Here is a 21011-nt window from a genome sequence, read left to right on the forward strand (position 1 = left end):
TGAGACAGAAAATGAGGTTGATGAACAGACACGCACTGATCGAGAAGAACGCTACACTTCTTCTCCTCGGGTCGCTGCTGGTCGTGACAATCGGCGGCATCGTCGAGATCGCGCCGCTCTTCTATCTCGATAACACGATCGAGAAGGTGGAAGGCATGCGGCCTTACTCGCCGCTCGAACTGGTCGGGCGCAACATCTACGTCCGCGAGGGCTGCTACCTCTGCCACAGCCAGATGATCAGGCCGTTCCGTGACGAGGTCGAGCGCTACGGCCACTACAGCCTGGCGGCCGAGTCGATGTACGACCACCCGTTCCAGTGGGGATCGAAGCGCACCGGACCGGATCTCGCCCGCGTTGGCGACCGCTATTCCAACCTGTGGCACGTGGATCACCTGACAGATCCACGGTCCGTGGTGCCGGAATCGATCATGCCGAGCTATGCCTTCCTGAAGGACAAGCCGATCGCGGTGAAGGACTTCTCGACGCATCTGGTCGCCAACAGGCGCGTCGGCGTCCCTTACTCCGACGACATGATCGCCAACGCCAATGCCGATTTGATGGCGCAGGCTGATCCCAACGCCGACACATCCGGCCTCGAGGCCCGCTACCCCAAGGCCAAGATCGGCGACTTCGACGGCAACCCGCAGCAAGTCACCGAAATGGACGCGCTGGTTTCTTATCTCCAGATGCTGGGCACGCTGGCCGATTTCAAGAACTACGATGAGACCGCCGGCTACCGCTGAGGACAATGGCCATGACGTACAATTTCATGCGGGAGTTTGCCGACAGCTGGGGCCTACTTGCCATGGCTCTTTTCTTCATCGGATCCGTTGCCTTTGCAGTTCGTCCCGGAAGCCGCAGGCAAGCCGGCGAAGCAGCTCAAATTCCTCTGAAGGAGGACTGATCATGAGCAGCGATCACATCGACGAGGTTTCCGGCATCTCAACCACCGGTCATGAGTGGGACGGCATCCGGGAGCTCAACAACCCGCTTCCGCGCTGGTGGATCTGGACGTTCTACATCACCATAGTCTGGGCGATCGGCTACACCATCGCCTATCCGGCATGGCCTCTGCTGCACACGGCAACCAAGGGGGTGCTCGGCTACTCCAGCCGCAACGATGTCGGGAACGAGTTGTCCGCGGCTGAAGCGGCCAAGGGCAAATATGTCGCCGCTATAGAAGCGAAAAGTGTTTCGGAGATCGCGGCGGACGACACGCTGCGCGAATTCGCCGTCGCCGCCGGCGGTGCCGCGTTCAAGCTCAATTGCGTGCAGTGCCATGGTTCCGGCGCCCAGGGCTCCAAGGGCTTCCCCAACCTCAACGACGACGACTGGCTGTGGGGCGGCAAGGCGGACCAGATTCAGCAGACGATCACCCATGGCATTCGCTTCGCCTCCGATCCGGATACGCGCCTGTCGGAAATGCCCGCTTTTGCCGACATCATCACCGCCGACCAGATCAAACAGGTCAGCGCCTACGTCGCCAGTCTGTCGGGGGCCGTCGTCCATCAAGCATTGGTCGCGCCGGGCGCAAAGGTCTTTACCGAAAACTGCGTGGCCTGTCATGGCGACAATGCAAAAGGCAACAAGGAACTCGGCGCTCCAGATCTGACCGACGCCATCTGGCTCTACGGGTCAGGCGAAGCGGCCATCGCCGCCCAGGTAACCGCACCGAAACACGGCGTGATGCCGGCTTGGGGCGCGCGCCTCGGCGAGATCAAGGTCAAGGAACTGGCGGTCTACATCCATTCGCTTGGCGGCGGAGAATAGGAAAGAAGCCTATTCTCGTCCTCCCCCTCCCGCCAAGCGACGAGGCCCGGCGCAAGCCGGGCCTCGGCATCATCCAGAACCGATGAGTCGGCTTCCGGCGAAATCGTCGCTGGTGACTGGAGCTTCTCGTGCTCGATAACACGCAAATAGAACGGATCGAACCCACGACGGTCAACTCCGCCAAGGTGCGTCAGCCAATGTATGCCGCGCGCAGGAAGATCTTCCCGAAGCGGGCCTCTGGCAGCTTTCGCCGATTCAAATGGATCGTGATGGCGATCACGCTCGGCATCTACTATCTCACGCCGTGGCTGCGCTGGGACCGCGGTCCGTTTGCCCCCGACCAGGCGGTGCTGCTCGATGTCGCCAACCGGCGCTTCTATCTCTTCTTCATCGAGATATGGCCCCAGGAATTCTACTATGTCGCCGGCCTTCTGGTCATGGCCGGCGTCGGTCTTTTCCTGATCACGTCAACCGTCGGCCGTGCATGGTGTGGCTACACATGCCCACAGACCGTATGGGTCGATCTGTTCCTGGTCGTCGAGCGCGCGATCGAGGGCGACCGCAACGCACGCATCAAGCTCGATGCCGGTCCCTGGACCACTCGTAAGCTTGTGCTGCGGGCATCGAAACACGTCATCTGGCTGGTCATAGGCGCAGCGACTGGTGGCGCATGGATCTTCTATTTCGCCGATGCGCCGACCCTGCTCGGCGAACTCTTCACCGGCACGGCAGCGCCTGTCGCCTACATCACCGTCGCGGTCCTGACGGCGACGACCTACACGTTTGGCGGGCTGATGCGCGAACAGGTCTGCACCTATATGTGCCCATGGCCGCGCATCCAGGCAGCCATGCTCGACGAGAGCTCGCTCACTGTCACCTACAATGACTGGCGCGGCGAACCGCGCACGCGTCACGCCAAGAAGGTTCTTGCCGCAGGGCATCCCGTCGGCGATTGCGTCGACTGCAATGCCTGTGTCGCCGTCTGTCCGATGGGGATCGACATACGCGACGGTCAGCAACTCGAATGCATCACCTGCGCGCTCTGCATCGATGCCTGTGACGGCGTCATGGATAAACTCGGCAAGGCGCGAGGACTGATCTCCTACGCGACGCTCTCCGACTACAACGCCAACATGATGCTGGCCACCGCCGGCGGCGCCAGCTCGGTCAATCCATCACTGGTCAGGACGGATGACGGCCTGTTTTCGGACAGGGTGGCGCATTTCCATATCAGCAAGATCTTTCGGCCACGAACCTATGTCTACATGGCCATGTGGTCGCTGATCGGGCTGGGCCTGCTCTTTTCGCTGCTGACGCGCGACCGGCTCGAAATCAATGTCCTGCACGACCGCAACCCGCAATTCGTGACGCTCTCGGACGGCTCGATCCGCAATGGCTATACCGTCAAGCTCTTGAACATGATCCCCGAACCGAGAACGATTATCGTCACCCTCGGGGGTTTGCCAGGCGCGGAGATGAGCATCGTTGGCGTCGATCTCCCCGCCGATCGCTCCTTTGCAGTCCAGGTCGAACCCGACCGGCTGAAGATGTTGAAGGTTTTCGTGCGCCTGCCCGCCGACCAGATTCATGGCCAGGCGCAGACCTTCACATTCCGCGTCGAAGACAAGGTCAGCTTCGAGTCCAACGAATACACCGCCACCTTCAACTCGCCGGAGATCGCCAGATGAACGCCACCACGCGAAAACCCCGCGAGTTCACCGGCAGGCACATGTTGGCCACCGTCCTTGCCTTTTTCGGCGTGGTCATCGCGGTCAATCTGACGATGGCGACGCTTGCCAACACAAGCTGGACCGGCCTTGTCGTCGAAAATACCTATGTCGCGAGCCAGCAATTCAACAAGAAGGCTGAAGAAGGCCGTGCGCAGGCAGCGCTTGGCTGGACCGGCCAGTTGACCATCGCATGGGGTGAAGTCCGCTATGGCATCATCGACGCCGCGGGCAAACCGGTTTCCCTGCATGGCGTGAAGGTGCTGTTTCGCCATCCCGCTTACGAGAAAGAGGATGAGTCCGTCACGCTCGCCCTCGCCTCGGGCCAGGAGTTTGCAGCACAACACGTGCCAAGGGATGGTGTCTGGATCATCGAAATAGACGCCGATACCGGCCTGGCAAAGCCTTATCGCGACGTGCGCAGGATCATGATTTCCAATGGAGCGCTAAAATGAGCTGCTGTGCACCGGGCGCGGAAGTCGCGCTGGATCTTGTCAGCGCCACTTCAGTTCTGCCGTCCAGCCAGGAGGTCAGGCTGGCCAGCCGATCGCTTGGCGACGACCTTCATCAGACCGACCTTTCGGTGCCGACCGTTCATTGCGGCGCCTGCATCCAGACGATCGAGACGGCGTTGGGAAAACTCGATCACGTCGAGGCAGCTCGCGTGAACCTGTCAACCAAGCGGGTCTCAGTCCGCTGGCGCGGCGACGAGGCTCCACCTTTGGTCGCTGTGCTCGGCCGGCTCGGCTATCAGGCGCATTTGTTCGAAGCCGAGATTGATGCAAAGGACAAGATGCTTTCGGAGCTTATCCGCGCCGTCGCTGTTGCCGGCTTTGCTGCGGGCAACATCATGCTGCTCTCGGTGTCGGTCTGGTCCGGCGCCGAGGGCGCCACCCGCGACCTGTTCCACTGGGTCTCGGCTCTGATCGCCATTCCTGCGCTGGCCTTCGCCGGCGGGATCTTCTTCAAGTCGGCGTGGAATGCGCTGCGCCACGGCCACATGAACATGGACGTGCCGATCGCCGTCGGCGTGTCGCTGGCCTACGCCATGAGCCTCTATGAGACGATCACCCATGGCGACCACGCCTATTTCGACGCGTCGGTATCGCTGCTGTTCTTCCTCCTGATCGGTCGCACGCTCGATCACGTGATGCGGGAACGCGCCCGCACCGCTGTGAAGAGCCTGTCACAATTGGCCGCGCGCGGCGCCATGGTGCTGCGCGGCGATGGCGCTCGGGGCTATCTGCCGGTGGCCGAGATCGAACCGGGCATGCTGTTGTTGATCGCCGCCGGCGAAAGAATCCCTGTCGATGGCAAAATTGTGCGCGGGACATCGGACGTCGACTGCTCCCTGGTCTCCGGCGAGAGCACGCCCAGTAGCGTGGCGCCGGAAGACACCGTGCAGGCCGGCGTCCTCAACCTTACCGGTCCGCTGACGGTAGAGGCCACAGCCGCCGCGAAGGATTCGTTCCTGGCGGAAATGGTTCGGCTGATGGAGGCCGCCGAAGGTGGTCGCGCCCGCTATCGCCGTATCGCCGACCGCGTGTCGGCACTCTACGCGCCCGTGGTTCATCTCACCGCATTGGTAACATTCACGGGCTGGATGGCGGCGACCGGCGACTGGCATCGGGCGATGACGATTGCCATCGCTGTTCTCATCATCACATGCCCCTGCGCGCTTGGCCTCGCCGTCCCAATCGTTCAGGTGGTCGCCGCGCGGCGCCTGTTTGAGAATGGCATCATGGTCAAGGACGGCTCGGCCATGGAGCGCCTGGCAGCGATCGATACAGCCGTGTTCGACAAGACCGGCACGCTCACGCTTGGCCAGCCCAGGCTCGTCAACACGTCGTCGATCGATCCCGCCATGCTGGCAATCGCTGCCGACCTGGCCGCGCATTCGCGTCATCCATATTCAAAGGCCATTGCCGGCTTTGCCGTCAGCAGCAGCCAGCACAAATTCGACGCGGTGACCGAGCACCCGGGTTTCGGGATCGAAGCCACCGCCGCCGGTATCACCTGGCGGCTGGGTCGACGCGGATGGGCTGGCTGGAAGGCGCGAACCGGCGGCGAAGGCAAACATGGCTACGGCGGAACAGTGCTGACGAAAAACGGCATGATTGTCGCATCCTTCGTTTTCGAAGATGCGCTACGCCTCGACACCAGGGCAGCGATCGATCAACTGCGCAACGCTGGTATGTGCGTGGAAATGCTGTCGGGCGATACCGCGAAAGCCTGCGCCGAGGTTGCCGACATGCTTGGTGTCGATGACTTCGTTCCCTGCCTGCTGCCGTCCGGCAAGGTTGAACGCATCGAGAGCCTGGCGAGAGACGGGCACAAGGTTCTGATGGTTGGCGACGGGCTCAACGACACGCCGGCGCTGAGCGCCGCGCATGTCTCGATCGCACCCGCCACCGCCGCCGACATTGGCCGCAATGCAGCCGACTTCGTTTTTCTGCGCGAAAGCCTCTTGGCGATCCCGCTGGCGCTGGACGTGTCGCGCAAGGCGGGAAGCTTGGTCCGACAGAACATAACAATTGCGATCGTTTACAATGCTGTGGCCGTGCCGATCGCCATTCTGGGTCATGTTACGCCTCTCATCGCGGCGGTCGCGATGTCTGCCTCGTCATTGCTTGTGATTGGAAATGCAATGCGTCTGCAAGGCTTCGCAACGGGTGCGTCGTCCGAAACTGCGCGGCAGGACAGGCCCGCGCGGGCCGGCACCTTGGCCCGATCCTCATGACGACGCTCGCCTATCTCATTCCGGTGGCGCTGTTCCTTGGCGCACTCGGCCTGTCCGGCTTCCTGTGGGCGTTGAGAAGCGGCCAGTACGATGATCTCGATGGCGCGGCGGAGCGCATTCTTATCGACCGCGACGACGGCGCGGAGAATCCTCCTCGTTCCAAGTGACTTAGATCAACGCGCCGCGGGTCGGGATGTCCTATCGTCGTCACGAAAGATCAGGAGGGTGAGGATGCAAGCCGAATCCATAATGACAAAGCCAGTCATCACGACGCATGCGAACGCGACGATAGCCGAAGCGGTCGAGCTCATGCTTTCAAAAAAGGTCAGCTGCCTGCCGGTAGCGAACAGCGACGGCACCCTGGTTGGAATTGTAAGCAAAAGCGACTTCTTGCGCCGAGAGGAACTCGGGACCCAGCGTGTGCGTCCGCGCTGGCTGGAGCTTGATCTTGGCCCGGGCACAACCGCCAATGACTATGCGCGCTCGAATGGACGGATTATCCATCAGGTGATGACCACACCAGTCATCTCGGCGCCTCCTGGCGCCTTGATTGCACAGATTGTCAACTTGATGATGCAACACCGCATCAACAATGTGCCGATTGTCGATCAGGAAAGGGTCGTCGGCATCATCACGCGAACTGATCTGCTGCTTGTCCTGATCCGCGCAATGCCGAAAGAGGGCACTACGCCACCCGATGACGACGTGATTCGCAAGGCTATCCTTGCCGAACTGCAGGGACAATCGTGGAGCTGTGGTGGCTTGATCGATGTGAGGGTCAGCGACGGCCTTGTCGAACTGACCGGGGCGATTGTCGACGAGCGTCAACGGAAAGCCGCGATCGTTGCGGCGGAGAACGTTGCCGGCGTCGGACAAGTCAAGGACAGCCTCTTCCTCCGTACAGATCCGCTCTCGGTGATGGTTTCATAGCTGCGAAAAAAGCGGGGACGCCAAGCAGCGTCCCTTTGGGTTCTGCTCCCTTCCCACATCACTTGGACATGAGGCCGTCGGCGAGTTCCTTCGGCGTATAGCGCCCGTCATGGTTGGCGAGCACGCTGTCGTCAGCGAAGACGCCCGTCCTGACGGAATGCGATGGCCGCTGCCTGTTTTGGTGGGGCTTGACCGGGGCTTCCTGTTTGGATCTTGAAGAGCGGCCAATACGAAGATCTCGACGGCTCCGCCCAGCGGATCCTTATCGATCGGGAAGAGCCGCGAGGCTGAACCGGTTGGCGGCGCCCAACGACTGTGCGGATGCTGGTCGTCAGTCGACCGAGTCTTTGCTGGATTGCCTCGTCATGATGATATCGGCGCGCGTGCGAAGAACGGATCAGCCACAATACGTTGCCGAACCTTTGCCCAGGAGGGGCACGCGATTGGGAAGCCGACCATTCAGAATGCCTAGACATGCAACGTTTTCGCGGCAATCGACCACTCGACCGTGAACCCGCCGTTGCCGGGTTATCGAGCCTGGTTGATCCAGATCAGCGTTATCTCTTCGTCGGCGTGGTTTCATTGACCAGGCTTCCAACGGAGAACGCATGTCTATCGAGGGAGATGAGCGGCAACCGTGGGTGATTGCGATGCTTCAAGAGCGCTTCGTATCGCAGATAGCCGCTATGGCGGCACGCTGATGGCCGGCTCTGTCGAGACATTCGACATCATTGTCGTCGGAGCTGGGCCGGTCGGACTTGCCTTCGCAGCATCGCTCGCCCGGAGCCGACTCAAGGTGGCAGTGGTTGAACGGCAGTCGCTCGACAGCCTGGCGAATCCGGCTTTCGACGGTCGCGAGATCGCGCTGACCCACGCATCAGTGAGAATCCTTCGCGAGCTCGGCGCCTGGGATGCCATCCCCGTATCGGACAAATCACCGCTTCATGGCGCGCGCGTGCTCAACGGATCGAGCCCTTTCGCCCTGTGCTTCGATACTCCCAGCGGATCTGGGGAACCACTCGGATTGCTGGTCCCAAATTGTCGGATCCGCGATGCCCTGTTCAAAGTTGTCTGCTTCCAGGATCATGCCCGGCTGCTGTGCGGCAACTCGGTCGTCAATGCAACAACCAGCGACGACGAGGCGGTCATAGCGCTTTCTGATGGCAGGCAATTGGCCGCTCGGCTGCTCGTCGCAGCGGATTCGCGTTTGTCCGCGATGCGCGACCTGCTCGGCATTGGCGCCAACATCCATCCGCTTGGCCACTCCATGCTGATTTGCCGAGTGAGGCACGAGCGCTTCCATCACCAGATCGCGGTCGAATGGTTCGACCACCATCAGACCATAGCGATGTTGCCGCTCATGGAAGGCGTGTCGTCGCTGCTTCTGACTTTGCGCTCAATCGAGGCCGATAGACTGTCTGTTCTCGATGACGAATTGTTCCTCATGGAATTGATGAACCGGTGTCGAGGACGCCTCGGGCAGATGACCCTGGCAAGCACCCGCCATGCCTATCCGCTGGTCACGACCTGGGCGCACAAGTTCTCGGCACCGAGTGCGGCACTGATAGGAGACGCTGCCATCGGCATGCACCCGGTGACCGCGCATGGCTTCAACATCGGCCTCAGCGGCCAGAAGCAACTCGCTCATAAAATACTGACAGCATGTCGCGCCCGCCGCGACATTGCCGATCCCGACATGCTCGGCAGATACGAAAACCGGCTGCGGCTGTCGGCGGCGCCGCTCTATCATGCCACCAACATGCTTGTCGGTCTTTACTCAAGCGAGCACCCGGCGGCAGGGCTTGCAAGACATGCTGGGCTCCGCTTTGCCCAACATCTTCCCTTTGTCCGCCATGGCATTTCGGCCATGCTCAGGCGGTGAATCGCACAGAGCGCTACCGCTCTGGAGCGCTGTCTCGGCACGGCTTCTTTGTCTTGCTGGCTCGCGGCGCCGCGGGCAAGGCTGCTTCCTGGTGACGTTGCCGATCATGGCTTGATTCGGATCAAGGCACGCGCGCGGGCGAAACCTTGATGATTCGGCAATGCTAAGCCAAAGGTGTGACCCGAAGCATGGTGAGCGCACTGGGTACCCTCGCTGGGTAGTTAACCCGTCCTTCAGTGGGCTTGCATAGGTTTGGTCCTCGCGAACAATGGCGGAAGCAAACTGGTCCATTCATGGCACCCCTAAAGAAAGAAGAATCGCTGGAGGCCAAAATCCGTCAGGATCAGCTTGCTGACCTGAGGGCCGGGCTCTTCGTGTCGATGCCGATAAGCGCGATCCTGTCAGGCCTGATTTGCGGGGTGCAGGCCCTTTCTGGCGGCGGCTTTGCCGCTGCAAGCTGGTTCCTGGTCGTCAATGCGCTAAATGCCGCCCGGCTTGCACTCGCGCGTTTTCAGCTAAAGGAAACGGGGCGCCATCAGGATTTGCTTGGCGTTTTGCCGCGCCTTCGCATGTTTGGCGTCCTTGCCCTTCTGGCAGGGTTTGCCTGGTCCTTCCCGGCCGTGCTGACTGTTGGATACACAACACCACAAGCACCGATGCATCTGGTCATACTGGCGGGCATTTCAGCTGGTGCGGTTACATATGGCAGTTCGTATGCCGCTGCGGCGACCAGCTTCATCACACCTCCACTCCTCATCACGGTGGCGTGCCTTTTGGCGAAAGGCAATTTTGAACGCTACATTCTGGCTTTTGCCGTTCTGCTCTTCATGGGCGGCTTGGTCCGCGCTTCGTTTGTTGGGCAGGCGCGCTTCCGCGAAGCAAGCCGCCTGAGACATGAGGCAGAGCGACTTGCGTCGGAAATGGAGCGCAACTCCAGGGAGGACCATTTGACCGCCCTTCTCAACAGGCGGGGCCTTGAACACGCCATCGGTCGGTTCAAGACCGCGGATGGCCCCTTCGTGGCAATGCTGATTGATCTGGACGGCTTTAAATCTGTCAACGACACCTACGGTCACAGGACCGGTGATGAACTGCTTGTCATGATCGCCCGCCGCATAGAGCAGGAAGCACCGGAAGGCTCAACGCTCGCTCGTATCGGCGGCGATGAATTCGTGCTGGTTTTTCCCTCAACGAGAGCTTCGCTTTCTGCCAGTGATCTCGCCTCCAATATCATAGCCAAAATTGCTCGCCCCTATATCGGGGTCGCGTCCGTGCGCGTCGGGGCATCGATAGGGATATACTTGGCGCAGACGTCGAGCCTGACTGAAATGCTGTTGCGGGCCGATATCGCCCTTTATACGGCCAAGCGCCATGGCAGGAACGAATTTTGCCTGTTCGATGCCGAACTCGACCGGGAACTCCAACGCCGCCAGTCCATCGAACGGGACCTTCATTCGGCGATAAAGACGGGAAGATTGCAACCTTGGTTCCAGCCGATCGTGAAACTCGACACCGAGGCCGTGGTCGGTTTTGAAGCCTTGCTGAGATGGTCCCATCCGACACATGGTGCCATCTCTCCACCCGAAATCATCACAGCCGCACGCGAAACCGGAATGCTTCAGCTGCTGACGCAAACCGTATTCGCCGACTGTTGTGCTTTTATCGACGGCTTGGTGAAAGCTGACCGTCGTAACATTCGTGTGGCGATGAATGTTTCCCCGCGCGAACTGGAAGCCGGCGATATCGACGACATGGTTCTGGATGGTCTGGCGGCAAGAGGCCTGCCTGCAACGATGTTCGAAATCGAGATTACCGAAGAATCGCCGGTGGACCCGGACAGAGTGGATGAAAAGCTCGGACGGCTTTCACATGCCGGTATTTCCATCGCGCTCGACGACTTCGGCACCGGCTTTTCTACCTTGGCATCTCTCAAGGACCGTCGGATACGCAAGGTGAAAATAGACCAGGGCTTCATTCGCGGCTTGGCCAAGTCCCGAGAGGACCGACTGCTTGTCAAATCGGTCATCGAACTCGGTGACATGCTCGGGATCGAGGTCATGGCCGAGGGCGTCGAAACAGAGGCGGATCGGCAAACCCTGCACAAGCTTGGCTGCCGAACCGCTCAAGGCTTCCTCTTCTCCAAGGCTGTGCCTTTGATGCAAGCACTGGAAATGGCAGTCAAACAGCACGCGAACCAGTTGTGACCGCTCCCGCAGCGCCGGCTGTCGCGGCCGTGCGCCGCCGAATTTGGCTACAGAGACTTGCCTGCTCGAAACACGTGGCAGTGGGCGCTGTGCATCAGCCGGCGAACAGTTCCTTGTAGCCGGTCGTCACCATCCAGTTCGCACGGTCGATATGGCTGCGAAGAGCTTTGCGGGCGCGGACCGGGTCAATGGACGGGTCTATGCCGAGAATGCGCTCGGCCATCTCCTTTTCGCTGGCATTGTCGGCGCAGGCATCCAGGATCCGCAGGTAGATCTTGAAATGCTCCCTGTCGTAGCTCGTGAGGTTCTCCGACCAGGGGACTTCATCGCTCAAAGTTGAGCTTCGCGTCTCATCTGTTCCCATTGGTCCATTCATGCCTGCGGATCTCGCCTGTGAGCGCACGCAGTATATCCCAAACTGGGATAATCCGAAACCGGGATTAGTCGCTGATCCGGTCTTTACCCGACCGGTTCGCCTCCATGCCTAAATCCCTTCGATCGCCCCGCCACCAGCGGTTCCTGGCCCGGCTGGTTTTGCTGCGCAAGACCAAAGGCCTGACCCAGAAGCAGCTGGCTGACAAGCTTGGTCGTCCCCAATCCTTCGTGGCCAAGTACGAGGGCGCAGAGCGGCGTCTCGACGTCATCGAGTTTCTCGACATAACTGCGGCCCTTGACGCTGATCCGTGCGAGATTCTGTCCAGCCTCCGGTCCTAGCGGGCGCCCGCGCGCCTGACGACGCGCATCAGGTGCTCGTGAACCGAGCCCGCTTTTCTTCGGCAAGCTCAGGCGGTCTCGGCCATTCGGCTTCGCCCCTTGGCGTGGGCAGCCCTTCGGGCTGAGACGGCCGCCGCCCTTGCGGGCGGCGCGGTTTGTCGGTTGGCCTTTCCCGGTGGGCGCGGGGTGGGCGGCACTCCCTTCTAGGCCCGCCGCGGCAGCCCGCAACCCTTCGCGTGCCGCTCAGGGTCCTCCTCTTCGTTCCGGTCCGTCGGATGCGGTCCGCCTACCACGGCGGGCCTTTCCGGTCGCGACTCGCCGCCCACCCCGCTTCCGGGGAAAGCGCGGCGATTGGTGAGCGGAGGATAACACATGCGTGCAAACAGCAAGCGTACCACCAGCACAGAGGCTGGCGCAGGCAAGGGCCGGCGCCCGGGCGCCAGCCTTTATCAGGAGATCACCGACGGCATCATTGCCGAACTGGAGCGCGGTACCGTGCCATGGGTCAAGCCATGGGGCAGCGCAAAAGCAGGCTTTGGCCTGCCGAGGAATGCGTCCACGGGGCGCACCTATTCCGGCATCAATATCCTCATCCTGTGGGGCGCCGTCATCGAGCGCAGCTATCCCAGCCAGAACTGGCTGACCTTCCGGCAGGCGCTTGCCCTTGGCGGCAACGTCAGGAAGGGCGAGCGCGGCACGACCATCGTGCATGCCGACCGCTTTGTCCCCAAGGACGAGAAGGAGCGCGCACGCCACGAGGGCGATGAACCACTGGCGGTCCTTTTTTTGAAGCGCTTCACGGTCTTCAATGTCGCGCAGTGCGAAAATCTTCCGGAAGAGCTCCATGCCGCCGCCGAGCCGCTGCCTCAGTGCGAGATCGTGCCGCAGGCCGAGACGCTCATTCGCGCCAGCGGTGCGGATTTCAGGGTCGGCGGCGATCGCGCTTTCTACATGCCGGGCAGCGACCACATTCAGGTGCCGCCGCAGCCGGCGTTCCATCAGCAGATCGACTATTACCGGACCTGCTTTCACGAGCTTGGCCACTGGACCGGCCACCCGACGCGGCTTGCTCGCGACCTCTCCGGCTCGTTCGGCTCCAAGGCCTACGCGCGTGAAGAATTGGTCGCCGAAATCGCTGCCGCCTTCGTCTGCGGCAATCTCGGTATCGAGCCGATCGTGCGTCACGCCGATTACATCGGCTCATGGCTGAAGGTGCTGCGCGAGGACAACCGCGCCATCTTCCGTGCCGCCAGCCTCGCCTCGAAGGCCGCCGATTTCCTGCTTGGCCTTCAGGCCGATGCCGAAGGCGAGGCGCAAGAAGGGATTGCGGCATGACGATGCGCGATCCTCAACTGGCCGCGACCGAGCCGACGCCGCAAAGGAGCAGATGCTCATTCCCGGCGTCCAGCCCATCACCACGCGGGCAAACCCTCCTGATGGACGCGCCGATGTGTCCGCGCGCGGCGCAAAGCTGCTCGAAGTCGGCCTCTTAATGGTGAGGCGGATCAGAGGAAGGTCCAGGGAGCCTTTCTCCCGCCGGACGCAAAAAATCAACGCGACACGTTCTGACAAGGAGTCTTTCCATGATCCTGATCACCAATCCACTGCGCGCACGACTGCTCGCCCATGGCGCCGCCGGCGCCGACATCGACCATTTTCCCGTTGTGAAACTGTTTAATCCGACAGGTGCCGCGACCTGGCTTCTGAGCGAACTCGACGCCGATGGCGACACGCTGTTCGGTCTTTGCGATCTCGGCTTCGGCTTCCCCGAACTTGGCAGCGTCAGTCTGGCCGAGCTTGCATCCGTAAAAGGTCCGCTTGGCCTCGGCATAGAGCGCGACCTGCATTTCCAAGCGCGCTTTCCGCTCTCCGTCTATGCCGAAGCCGCCCGCATTTGCGGCCACGTCAGCGAGGCCGAGCGACTGCTGCGGCAAGCAGCAGACGCCCTATCAAAGCCCCATTCCGAGCTTCCGCCCGACACGGCGGAACAGCAGCGCCGATAGGCGCAAAAACCGTCCCGCCGCGCCGGCCTTCGGCCTCTGCGGCGGGGACAACCTTAACCAAGGCAAAAGGAGAGTAACCATGCAGCTTGCCCACATTCCCTTGGATCAGCTCAACATTTCCGCGCTCAACATGCGCCGTGGAAAACGCGCGCCCGACATATCCGACATCCTGCCCTCCGTGCGTGCGCGCGGCGTGCTGGTGCCACTCCTTGTGCGGCCGAACGGCCAGCCGGAAACCTTCGAGATCGTCGCCGGCAGGCGGCGCTATTTCGCCGCGAAATCGCTTGCCGACGAGCGCGGCGAAGGCGATCCCTTGCCCTGCGCCATCATGGAGGACGGTGACGACGCCGATGCGCTGGAAGCTTCGCTGATCGAAAACCTCGCCCGCCTCGATCCTGACGAAGTATCGCAATGGGAGACGTTTTCGCGGCTTGTCAGGCAAGGCCGCACCGTTCCCGACATCGCTGTGACCTTCGGCATCACTGATCTCAAGGTCAAACGCATTCTGGCGCTTGGCGACCTCTTGCCCAATATCCGCGAAGCCTATCGGCGCGAGGAGATCGATACCGAGACGGTGCGCCATCTCACCATGGCTTCCAAGGCGCAGCAGAAGGACTGGCTGGCACTCTGTGCCGATCCCGATCAACACGCGCCGCGTGGCTATCAATTGAAGCAATGGCTGTTCGGCGGCCAGTCGATTTCCACCAAGGTGGCGCTGTTTGCCATCGAGGAGTATCCCGGCCTGATCACCTCGGACCTGTTCGGCGAGGACAGCTATTTCGCCGATGCCGACCTGTTCTGGCAAAAGCAGAACGAAGCGATTGCCACCAAACGCGACACCTATCTAAACGAGGGCTGGAGCGAGGTTGTGCTGCTGGAACCGGGCCAGTATTTCCACGCATGGGACCACGAGAAGACCCCGAAGAAGAAGGGCGGCAAGATCGTCATCACTGTCTCGCATCGCGGCGAGGTCGAGTGTCACGAGGGCTGGTTGTCACGCAAGGAAGCCCGCCGCGCCCGCGAGGGCGGCGAGCAAGAAGAAACAGCCGCCAAGCTGCCGCGCCCCGAAGTCACCGGCCCGATGCAGAACTATATCGATCTGCATCGCCATGCCGCCGTGCGCGCGGCCATGCTCGACCATCCCGCCGTGGCGCTGCGCCTCGTGGTGGCGCACGCCATCACCGGTTCGGGCCTGTGGCAGGTGCGGCCCGAGCCGCAGCGCGCAGCCAACGAGACGGTGACTGCCAGCCTTGCCGGCTGCAAGGCTGAAGCCGCATTCGGCAAAAAGCGGCGCGAGGTATTGGCCCTGCTCGGATCACCGGATGAGGATAGCTTGGTCGCCGGCGGCAATGGCGACGCCGTTGCTATCGCCGGCGTGTTCGCGCGCCTCTTGGCGCTCTGCGACGACGATGTCATGCGCGTTCTCACCCTTGTCATGGCCGAGACGCTTGCAGCCGGCAGCGCCGTCATCGAGGCGCTCGGCAACCACCTGAACGTCGACATGGGCATATGGTGGCAACCGGACGATGCCTTCTTCGACCTCTTGCGCGACAAGGAAATCGCCAATTCGATGCTGGCCGACGTCGGCGGCAAGCTGGTCGCGGACGGCAATGTCGCCGAGAAGGTCAAGACGCAAAAGAACATCATCCGCGACTTCCTGGCGGGCGAGAATGGCCGCCCCAGGGTCGAGACCTGGCTGCCGCGCTGGATGAAATTCCCGGCCGAAAGCTACACCAGCCGCGGCGGCTTCCGCACCGCCGATCAGTGGACACAGGTGCAGCCGCTGTTCGTGCGCGAATAGTCGATCAGGGCCCGAGCGGCGGTTCTCTCGATTACCGCCGCTCAGGTCGCGCGCGCCGCTACGGGCCACGCCGGCTGCCGATTGGGCGTCTTGTCGAGCCAGTGCCGCGCGCGAGAAATTCCGACGCCAGTTCGCCCCATTTCGGCAGCCCCGCACCGCGCCGGGTTGCTTGCTGAGGCGCCAAAGGCGCATGGGGCCAATTGTCCGATCCGGTTGCCGACAGAGCCCGCGCAGCCGGCGCTCTGCATTGCCGCCGGCTTCTTGTGTCACCGATCGCGCCACCTGTCTCCATTGTGTCTCAGGGACCATTCCCCTGCGGCTGGCTGTCGACCTATGGGCGGATCCGGCCCGCCCGAAACCCTCGCCGGCAGCTTTTTTCCCCGCCGCCTGCGGCGGCTTCCTCGCGCCGCTTCGCTTCAAAAAAGCTGCCCGCGCGGGTCCTCCGCTATCGCTGCGGCCGTCCCGGTTCCGGCGGTCCGGACGCGCCCATCACGGTCCGCCATCGCAGGGGAATGGTCCCCTGCGAGCACCAAGAGGAGACTGGAAATGACCGCGATCGGATACGTCACCAAACAGGAAAACGGCGGCTACAAGGGCCAGCTCAAGACGCTCAGCGTCCGCGCCGACATCGATATCGTGCCCAATCAGGCAAAGAGCGCCGACACCCATCCCGACTTCCGGGTGCTGACGCAAGGGATCGAAGTGGGTGCGGGCTGGATCCGCACCGGCGAGACCTCCGGCAAGGACTATGTGAGCCTGTCGATTGCCGCCCCCGAGTTTGGCCCCCGCAAGCTCTACGCCAATCTCGGCCGCGCCGCCGGCCAGGATGACGACGACACTTACGCCATCATCTGGAACCCGGTCGACTGACCGGCCGATCCGGAAAGCCCCGCGCCGCCACCGGCGCGGGGCCTCTCTCAGGACCCGTGAGGCCGCCGAAGGGGGCGGCGAAAACTCGCCCCCCTACTCTTCGCCCGTCCCCAAAACGATCTCGCTCGCCGATCCTCGCCTTGGCTTGTCCGTAGCGAAACGAGGATCATCATGGACGACGAAAACGAACGCGCAGCCCGCGCCAAGAAGGGCAGTCCGTTTCTCAATACCGCGCAGGCGGCCTTCTATATCGGGCTGTCCCAGCGCACGCTGGAGAAGATGCGCCTCAAAGGCGGCGGCCCGCAATTCCGCAAGCACGGCCGCTATGTCCGCTATCACATCGACGAACTCGACGATTGGTCGAAGGGGCACGCGCAGGAGACCGGGCCCGAGGACGGCGGGCACGATTCCGGCTCGGCCGGCGAGGGAGGCCGCTCATGAGCCGGCGTCCCACCATCCATCTGATCGGCAGCCATCTGCGGCGCATTCGGGCGCGCAAGACGATCGCCGTGGCCACGATGGGCCTTGCCCTGATCGGCTTCGCCGCCTTCTGCAAACCATCGCCCAGGCTGGTCTGGAACGCCTCGGCGAGTGCGCCGGTCGGCCTCTATCGCGTCGCATCCGGATCGCCGGCTCTTGGTGATCTCGTACTCGTCCGCCCGCCAAAACCGGTCGTTGATCTGGCCGCCGAACGCTTCTATCTGCCCAGCAACGTGCCGCTGGTCAAGCACCTTGCCGCGCTGCCTGGCGAGCATGTCTGCGCCTTCGGCGACGCCATCATCATCAGCGGCGAGATTGTCGCGCGCCGGCTTGCAACCGACACGCAGCACCGTCCGCTGCCTTGGTGGAATGCCTGCCGAAAGCTCGCCGCTGCCGAGGTTTTCCTACTCGGCAGCGATAAAAATCGCTCGTTCGACAGCCGCTATTTCGGGCCGGTGCCGACCGAAAATATCATCGGGAGGCTCGTGCCCCTATGGACCGAGTGACCCTCCTGATGCTGGGCATGGTGTCTCTCGCACCATGCTCCTGTTCCGCCGCGACCAACACGAAGCCGGTCGTCATCTCCCATAGTCCGCAGCTTGCAAGATGGCAGCCCTTGGTAGCCGAAGCAAGCCGGCGTTTCAGCATTCCACAAACCTGGATTTATGCCGTCATGGATGCCGAAAGCCGGGGGCAGACGACGCTCAATGGGCGGCCTGTCACGTCGAGCGCCGGCGCCATTGGCCTCATGCAGGTGATGCCAGGCACCTACGAGGAATTGCGCGTAGAGCTTGGCCTGGGAGCCGCCCCGCACGACCCTCGCGACAACATTCTGGCAGGCACTGCCTATCTGCGCGCCATGTATGACCGCTTCGGATTTCCAGGCCTGTTTGCAGCCTATAACGCCGGGCCGGAGCGCTACGAACAGCATTTGCAGCGTGGGCGGCCACTGCCCAGCGAGACGGTTTCGTATCTGGAAGAGGTCAAGGCGGCGGGCATTTCGGCCGCCGATATGGACGCGCTCACCGACAAATCCCGTTCCAAAACCGCGCCGGGAATCCCGTCCGGGCAGTCGCTGTTTTTCCTCCGAAACGGTGTTTCCGTGACCGGCCCGAATGGCCAACTCCTGGTGCCGCTCGGATCGGAGCGAGCAAGGTCAGGCCGGCCGGATCGCAGGTGAGGGCAGCGGCTACCGTGGTTCGGGCGGGGGGCAGGGAGGCAGGTCCGCGAAAGGCAAGATAAAGGCATCGCCTCCTGGAGGCGGCGAAGTGTTTGTCTGCACATCGTTTTCCCAGGAGGTTGCCTGCGGGTCCAGGAGGGTCTGGCGCGCAAGCCTCTGATTTTGCTGCTGGTTCATCGGAGGCCGCATGCAGGATGACGAATTCACGCCGAGGCTCGGCAAAATTGGGTCGCGCGGCTCGAAGGCGGGCAAACGCTACGCTGGCCAGGTCCGGGCCGCGGTCAACCGAGCAGGCGGCAGGAGCGGACGCGGCAGCCGCTTCATCGGTAGCCGGGTGGGGCGCGGCGGGGCTGCTGCCGCCGTTCTTAGAGCGCGCGACCCTCACGCGGCGTTTCGGCAGCGGCGCGCAGTCGTCAAGGCACGCGTCGTCAAGCTGGCCGGCAAGGGAGTCGACGGGGCTCGTGCGCACCTCCGCTACCTCCAGCGCGACGGCGTCACCCGGGAAGGCGAGCGTGGCGAGCTCTACGCTGCCGACAATGACCGCGCCGACGGCAGGGCCTTTCTCGATCGCGCGAACGGTGACCGTCATCAGTTCCGCTTCATCGTCGCCCCCGAAGACGGTATCGAGTATGATGACCTGAAGCCGCTCACCCGGCGCCTCATGGCGCAAATGGAAGAAGACCTCGGCACCAGGCTAGACTGGGTGGCCGTCGACCATTTCAACACCGGCCATCCTCACACCCACATCATCGTGCGCGGCAGGGACGATTACGGCGAAAACCTCGTCATCGCGCGGGACTACATTTCCTCTGGCCTGCGCGAGCGCGCAGCCGAACTGGTTAGCCTCGACCTTGGCCCGCGCACCGACCGCGAGATCGAGCAGCGCTTGCGCCAGGAGATGGAGCAGGAACGCTTCACCAGCATCGACCGGCAGCTGATGCGCATGCGCGACGATGAGGGGCGTGTCTCACCGGCCAGCCGAGACACCTTTCGCCAGACGCTGCACCAGGGCCGCCTGCGCAAGCTCGAGCGGATGGGCCTCGCCGAGGAGATGCCTGCGGGTCGCTGGCGCCTGGAAGATGAGCTCGAAGCCACGCTACGTCGCATCGGCGAGCGCGGCGACATTATCAAGACCATCCATCGCGAGCTGACCGGCAATGGGCTCGTCCGCAGTGCCGCCGACTATCTTATCCACGATCGATCCGACGGGTCGGCCCAAACCGTGGTCGGACGTGTCGTCGGGCGCGGGCTGGCCGACGAAATCACTGACCGCCATTACCTCGTCGTCGACGGCGTGGACGGCAAAAGCCACTATGTTGATATCGGCAAAGGCGAGGCTACCCAACCCACGCCAGAGGGCTGCATAGTGCGGGTCAGGCCGAGGGACACCGGGCCCAGGCAAGTCGACCGCACAATTGCCGGCATCGCCACGGTCAACGACGGGCGCTACAGCATCGATATCCATCTCAAGCATGACCCCTCGGCCACCGAACGCTTTGCCGAAACGCACGTGCGGCGACTGGAGGCGATCCGCCGTGCGACCGGTGGCGTCGAGCGCGAGCCGGACGGCACATGGACAGTCGCGCCCGACCATCTCAACCGCGTCGCGGATTACGAGCGTCAGCGAGCGAGGGCCCAGCCTGTTGTCGTCGACAAGCTCTCATCAATGCCGCTGGAGAGCCAAGTAGGCTTCGACGGCGCCACCTGGATCGACCAGGAGCTGGTATCAGCCCACCCTGAGTCCTTGCGCGACTCTGGCTTCGGTCGCGAAGTACGTCAGGTCCAGGCCCGCCGACAGCAGTGGCTGATCGCGCAAGGTTTTGCCCATGATGCGCAGGATCGGGTCATCTATCGCGCCAACATGCTTTCAATGCTGCGCCAACGAGAGCTGAACCGTGTTGCCAGTCAGCTCTCGGACGAACTCGGGCTCTCGTATTCTGAAGCACAGCATGGCAATCGAATAGACGGTACGCTGCGCCGCTGCGTCGAGCTCGCCGGCGGAAAATACGGTGTCATCGAGAAATCGCGCGAGTTCACGCTGGTGCCCTGGCGGCCGGTGCTTGAGCATCATATCGGCAAGGAGGTGTCTGGCATGGTGCGCGCCGAGGGGATTTCCTGGACGATCGGACGGCAAAGGAGCGGGCCTGGCGTTTCGTGATCTGGCTAAGAACCTTCTTGTTCGCGCTAAAACTAGTACTCAGCCCAGACGGAGTTCCTCCGCCTGCTAGTTGCCCGGACCATTCATTTGGCGGAGAATTCAGTGTCTGCCAAAAAAGCGACTATGCATCAGGATCCATGATCCTGAGTCCCAAAAGCGTGCCGCCCTGGTTGCGCATCGGCGCCGCTCCCAAATCGGCCACCAGCTAGAAAGGTGGCTGACGCCTCGTGTCAGGGCCAGGGGCTTTTGGCAGCCGCGGTACGGAGAAGCCGGCTGTTGTTATTCTGCTCCAGCAGAAGCGGCGGTCGCCCCTGCGGGCAAGCATGCTGTTGGCTCGCGTGAACTGGCAGCCCGTCCCGCTGAGGATCTTGTAACGGGAAAAAGCTCGCTGCGATGCCGAAGATTTCGGTCGTCGGGCGACGACGCGTTCAGCGACCATGCCAGACGAGCTCGGCAGCCTTCTGCCGCGCCATGGTGCCGGCGCGATCAGGCCCCCGAAGGACATCGGGTCGCGCGCTGGGCACCAAGGCAGCTTTGGGCATGAGACCCGAT

General features: G+C 62.4%; 21 protein-coding genes. 20 read left to right on the forward strand and 1 reads right to left on the reverse strand.

All coding sequences use genetic code 11. The features are described from left to right. The first annotated feature begins 11 nt into the window (after positions 1-11). The 11 genes from ccoO (at position 12) to AC3EML_RS09710 (ending at position 11253) form a co-directional block, all read left to right on the forward strand. Entirely contained in the window at positions 12-743 is a 732-nt protein-coding gene (gene ccoO, locus AC3EML_RS09660; RefSeq protein WP_352521961.1) for a cytochrome-c oxidase, cbb3-type subunit II, read from the forward strand. Positions 744-754: 11 nt separating this feature from the next. Beyond that, positions 755-904 (forward strand): CcoQ/FixQ family Cbb3-type cytochrome c oxidase assembly chaperone, encoded by a 150-nt coding sequence (locus tag AC3EML_RS09665; protein WP_023690689.1) that lies wholly within the window; start codon positions 755-757, stop codon positions 902-904. Positions 905-906: 2 nt separating this feature from the next. Next, positions 907-1770: a cytochrome-c oxidase, cbb3-type subunit III gene (gene ccoP / locus AC3EML_RS09670; protein WP_352521962.1), complete on the forward strand. Its 864-nt coding sequence runs from the start codon at positions 907-909 to the stop codon at positions 1768-1770. A 128-nt stretch (positions 1771-1898) separates the two neighbouring features. Continuing rightward, positions 1899-3458 (forward strand): cytochrome c oxidase accessory protein CcoG, encoded by a 1560-nt coding sequence (gene ccoG / locus AC3EML_RS09675; protein WP_352521963.1) that lies wholly within the window; start codon positions 1899-1901, stop codon positions 3456-3458. Continuing rightward, positions 3455-3952 carry a FixH family protein gene (locus AC3EML_RS09680; protein ID WP_352521964.1) on the forward strand — a complete coding sequence of 166 codons (498 nt, stop codon included), beginning with the start codon at positions 3455-3457 and terminating at the stop codon, positions 3950-3952. The genes ccoG and AC3EML_RS09680 overlap by 4 nt, the downstream gene beginning before the upstream one ends. Beyond that, entirely contained in the window at positions 3949-6237 is a 2289-nt protein-coding gene (locus AC3EML_RS09685; RefSeq protein WP_352521965.1) for a cation-translocating P-type ATPase, read from the forward strand. The genes AC3EML_RS09680 and AC3EML_RS09685 overlap by 4 nt, the downstream gene beginning before the upstream one ends. Beyond that, entirely contained in the window at positions 6234-6404 is a 171-nt protein-coding gene (gene ccoS / locus AC3EML_RS09690; protein ID WP_023697810.1) for a cbb3-type cytochrome oxidase assembly protein CcoS, read from the forward strand. The genes AC3EML_RS09685 and ccoS (AC3EML_RS09690) overlap by 4 nt, the downstream gene beginning before the upstream one ends. A gap of 64 nt (positions 6405-6468) precedes the next feature. Beyond that, positions 6469-7167: a CBS domain-containing protein gene (locus tag AC3EML_RS09695; RefSeq protein ID WP_352519767.1), complete on the forward strand. Its 699-nt coding sequence runs from the start codon at positions 6469-6471 to the stop codon at positions 7165-7167. Positions 7168-7377: 210 nt separating this feature from the next. After that, positions 7378-7458 carry a cbb3-type cytochrome oxidase assembly protein CcoS gene (ccoS, locus tag AC3EML_RS09700; RefSeq protein ID WP_352519784.1) on the forward strand — a complete coding sequence of 27 codons (81 nt, stop codon included), beginning with the start codon at positions 7378-7380 and terminating at the stop codon, positions 7456-7458. A gap of 409 nt (positions 7459-7867) precedes the next feature. Next, positions 7868-9049 (forward strand): 5-demethoxyubiquinol-8 5-hydroxylase UbiM, encoded by a 1182-nt coding sequence (gene ubiM / locus AC3EML_RS09705; RefSeq protein ID WP_352519783.1) that lies wholly within the window; start codon positions 7868-7870, stop codon positions 9047-9049. A gap of 293 nt (positions 9050-9342) precedes the next feature. Further along, entirely contained in the window at positions 9343-11253 is a 1911-nt protein-coding gene (locus AC3EML_RS09710) for a putative bifunctional diguanylate cyclase/phosphodiesterase (RefSeq protein WP_352521966.1), read from the forward strand. 94 nt (positions 11254-11347) lie between these two features. Here AC3EML_RS09710 and AC3EML_RS09715 read toward each other — a convergent pair whose 3' ends face one another. Continuing rightward, the gene (locus AC3EML_RS09715; RefSeq protein ID WP_352519782.1) at positions 11348-11629 is read right to left on the reverse strand and encodes a DNA -binding domain-containing protein; all 282 of its coding nucleotides are present in this window, start codon (positions 11627-11629) and stop codon (positions 11348-11350) included. 104 nt (positions 11630-11733) lie between these two features. Between AC3EML_RS09715 and AC3EML_RS09720 the strand changes: the two genes are divergently transcribed. From AC3EML_RS09720 to rlxS, 9 genes are all read left to right on the forward strand, one after another. Further along, positions 11734-11967 carry a helix-turn-helix domain-containing protein gene (locus AC3EML_RS09720; protein ID WP_023694857.1) on the forward strand — a complete coding sequence of 78 codons (234 nt, stop codon included), beginning with the start codon at positions 11734-11736 and terminating at the stop codon, positions 11965-11967. 372 nt (positions 11968-12339) lie between these two features. Continuing rightward, positions 12340-13302 carry an ArdC family protein gene (locus AC3EML_RS09725; protein WP_023694856.1) on the forward strand — a complete coding sequence of 321 codons (963 nt, stop codon included), beginning with the start codon at positions 12340-12342 and terminating at the stop codon, positions 13300-13302. A 248-nt stretch (positions 13303-13550) separates the two neighbouring features. Continuing rightward, complete coding sequence (locus tag AC3EML_RS09730) at positions 13551-13970, forward strand: DUF2958 domain-containing protein (protein ID WP_023694855.1); 420 nt, start codon at positions 13551-13553, stop codon at positions 13968-13970. Positions 13971-14049: 79 nt separating this feature from the next. Next, positions 14050-15771, forward strand: a complete 1722-nt coding sequence (locus AC3EML_RS09735; RefSeq protein WP_352521967.1) for a ParB/RepB/Spo0J family partition protein — start codon at positions 14050-14052, stop codon at positions 15769-15771. Positions 15772-16317: 546 nt separating this feature from the next. Then, positions 16318-16641: a DUF736 domain-containing protein gene (locus AC3EML_RS09740; RefSeq protein ID WP_023747246.1), complete on the forward strand. Its 324-nt coding sequence runs from the start codon at positions 16318-16320 to the stop codon at positions 16639-16641. A 171-nt stretch (positions 16642-16812) separates the two neighbouring features. After that, entirely contained in the window at positions 16813-17082 is a 270-nt protein-coding gene (locus AC3EML_RS09745) for a helix-turn-helix transcriptional regulator (protein WP_023672373.1), read from the forward strand. Continuing rightward, on the forward strand, positions 17079-17627 hold the full coding sequence (locus AC3EML_RS09750; RefSeq protein ID WP_023694853.1) for a S26 family signal peptidase: 549 nt from the start codon (positions 17079-17081) through the stop codon (positions 17625-17627). Before AC3EML_RS09745 ends, AC3EML_RS09750 begins: the two co-directional genes overlap by 4 nt. A gap of 17 nt (positions 17628-17644) precedes the next feature. Then, positions 17645-18301, forward strand: a complete 657-nt coding sequence (locus tag AC3EML_RS09755) for a lytic transglycosylase domain-containing protein (protein WP_352460403.1) — start codon at positions 17645-17647, stop codon at positions 18299-18301. Between the two features lie 187 nt (positions 18302-18488). Then, positions 18489-20459, forward strand: a complete 1971-nt coding sequence (rlxS, locus tag AC3EML_RS09760) for a relaxase/mobilization nuclease RlxS (protein ID WP_352460366.1) — start codon at positions 18489-18491, stop codon at positions 20457-20459. Positions 20460-21011 lie beyond the last annotated feature (552 nt).

Source organism: Mesorhizobium sp. P170090 (assembly GCF_057786115.1).

Excerpts from the sequence above, each read along its gene's own strand:
- AC3EML_RS09710 (WP_352521966.1), top strand. The coding sequence starts at position 9,343 with ATGGCACCCCTAAAGAAAGAAGAATCGCTGGAGGCCAAAATCCGTCAG.
- AC3EML_RS09680 (WP_352521964.1), top strand. The coding sequence starts at position 3,455 with ATGAACGCCACCACGCGAAAACCCCGCGAGTTCACCGGCAGGCACATG.
- AC3EML_RS09735 (WP_352521967.1), top strand. The coding sequence starts at position 14,050 with ATGCAGCTTGCCCACATTCCCTTGGATCAGCTCAACATTTCCGCGCTC.
- AC3EML_RS09750 (WP_023694853.1), top strand. The coding sequence starts at position 17,079 with ATGAGCCGGCGTCCCACCATCCATCTGATCGGCAGCCATCTGCGGCGC.
- rlxS (WP_352460366.1), top strand. The coding sequence starts at position 18,489 with ATGCAGGATGACGAATTCACGCCGAGGCTCGGCAAAATTGGGTCGCGC.
- AC3EML_RS09725 (WP_023694856.1), top strand. The coding sequence starts at position 12,340 with ATGCGTGCAAACAGCAAGCGTACCACCAGCACAGAGGCTGGCGCAGGC.
- AC3EML_RS09740 (WP_023747246.1), top strand. The coding sequence starts at position 16,318 with ATGACCGCGATCGGATACGTCACCAAACAGGAAAACGGCGGCTACAAG.
- AC3EML_RS09695 (WP_352519767.1), top strand. The coding sequence starts at position 6,469 with ATGCAAGCCGAATCCATAATGACAAAGCCAGTCATCACGACGCATGCG.
- ccoS (WP_023697810.1), top strand. The coding sequence starts at position 6,234 with ATGACGACGCTCGCCTATCTCATTCCGGTGGCGCTGTTCCTTGGCGCA.
- ccoO (WP_352521961.1), top strand. The coding sequence starts at position 12 with ATGAGGTTGATGAACAGACACGCACTGATCGAGAAGAACGCTACACTT.
- AC3EML_RS09685 (WP_352521965.1), top strand. The coding sequence starts at position 3,949 with ATGAGCTGCTGTGCACCGGGCGCGGAAGTCGCGCTGGATCTTGTCAGC.
- AC3EML_RS09715 (WP_352519782.1), bottom strand. The coding sequence starts at position 11,629 with ATGAATGGACCAATGGGAACAGATGAGACGCGAAGCTCAACTTTGAGC.
- ccoP (WP_352521962.1), top strand. The coding sequence starts at position 907 with ATGAGCAGCGATCACATCGACGAGGTTTCCGGCATCTCAACCACCGGT.
- AC3EML_RS09720 (WP_023694857.1), top strand. The coding sequence starts at position 11,734 with ATGCCTAAATCCCTTCGATCGCCCCGCCACCAGCGGTTCCTGGCCCGG.
- AC3EML_RS09665 (WP_023690689.1), top strand. The coding sequence starts at position 755 with ATGACGTACAATTTCATGCGGGAGTTTGCCGACAGCTGGGGCCTACTT.
- ubiM (WP_352519783.1), top strand. The coding sequence starts at position 7,868 with ATGGCCGGCTCTGTCGAGACATTCGACATCATTGTCGTCGGAGCTGGG.
- AC3EML_RS09730 (WP_023694855.1), top strand. The coding sequence starts at position 13,551 with ATGATCCTGATCACCAATCCACTGCGCGCACGACTGCTCGCCCATGGC.
- AC3EML_RS09755 (WP_352460403.1), top strand. The coding sequence starts at position 17,645 with ATGGTGTCTCTCGCACCATGCTCCTGTTCCGCCGCGACCAACACGAAG.
- AC3EML_RS09745 (WP_023672373.1), top strand. The coding sequence starts at position 16,813 with ATGGACGACGAAAACGAACGCGCAGCCCGCGCCAAGAAGGGCAGTCCG.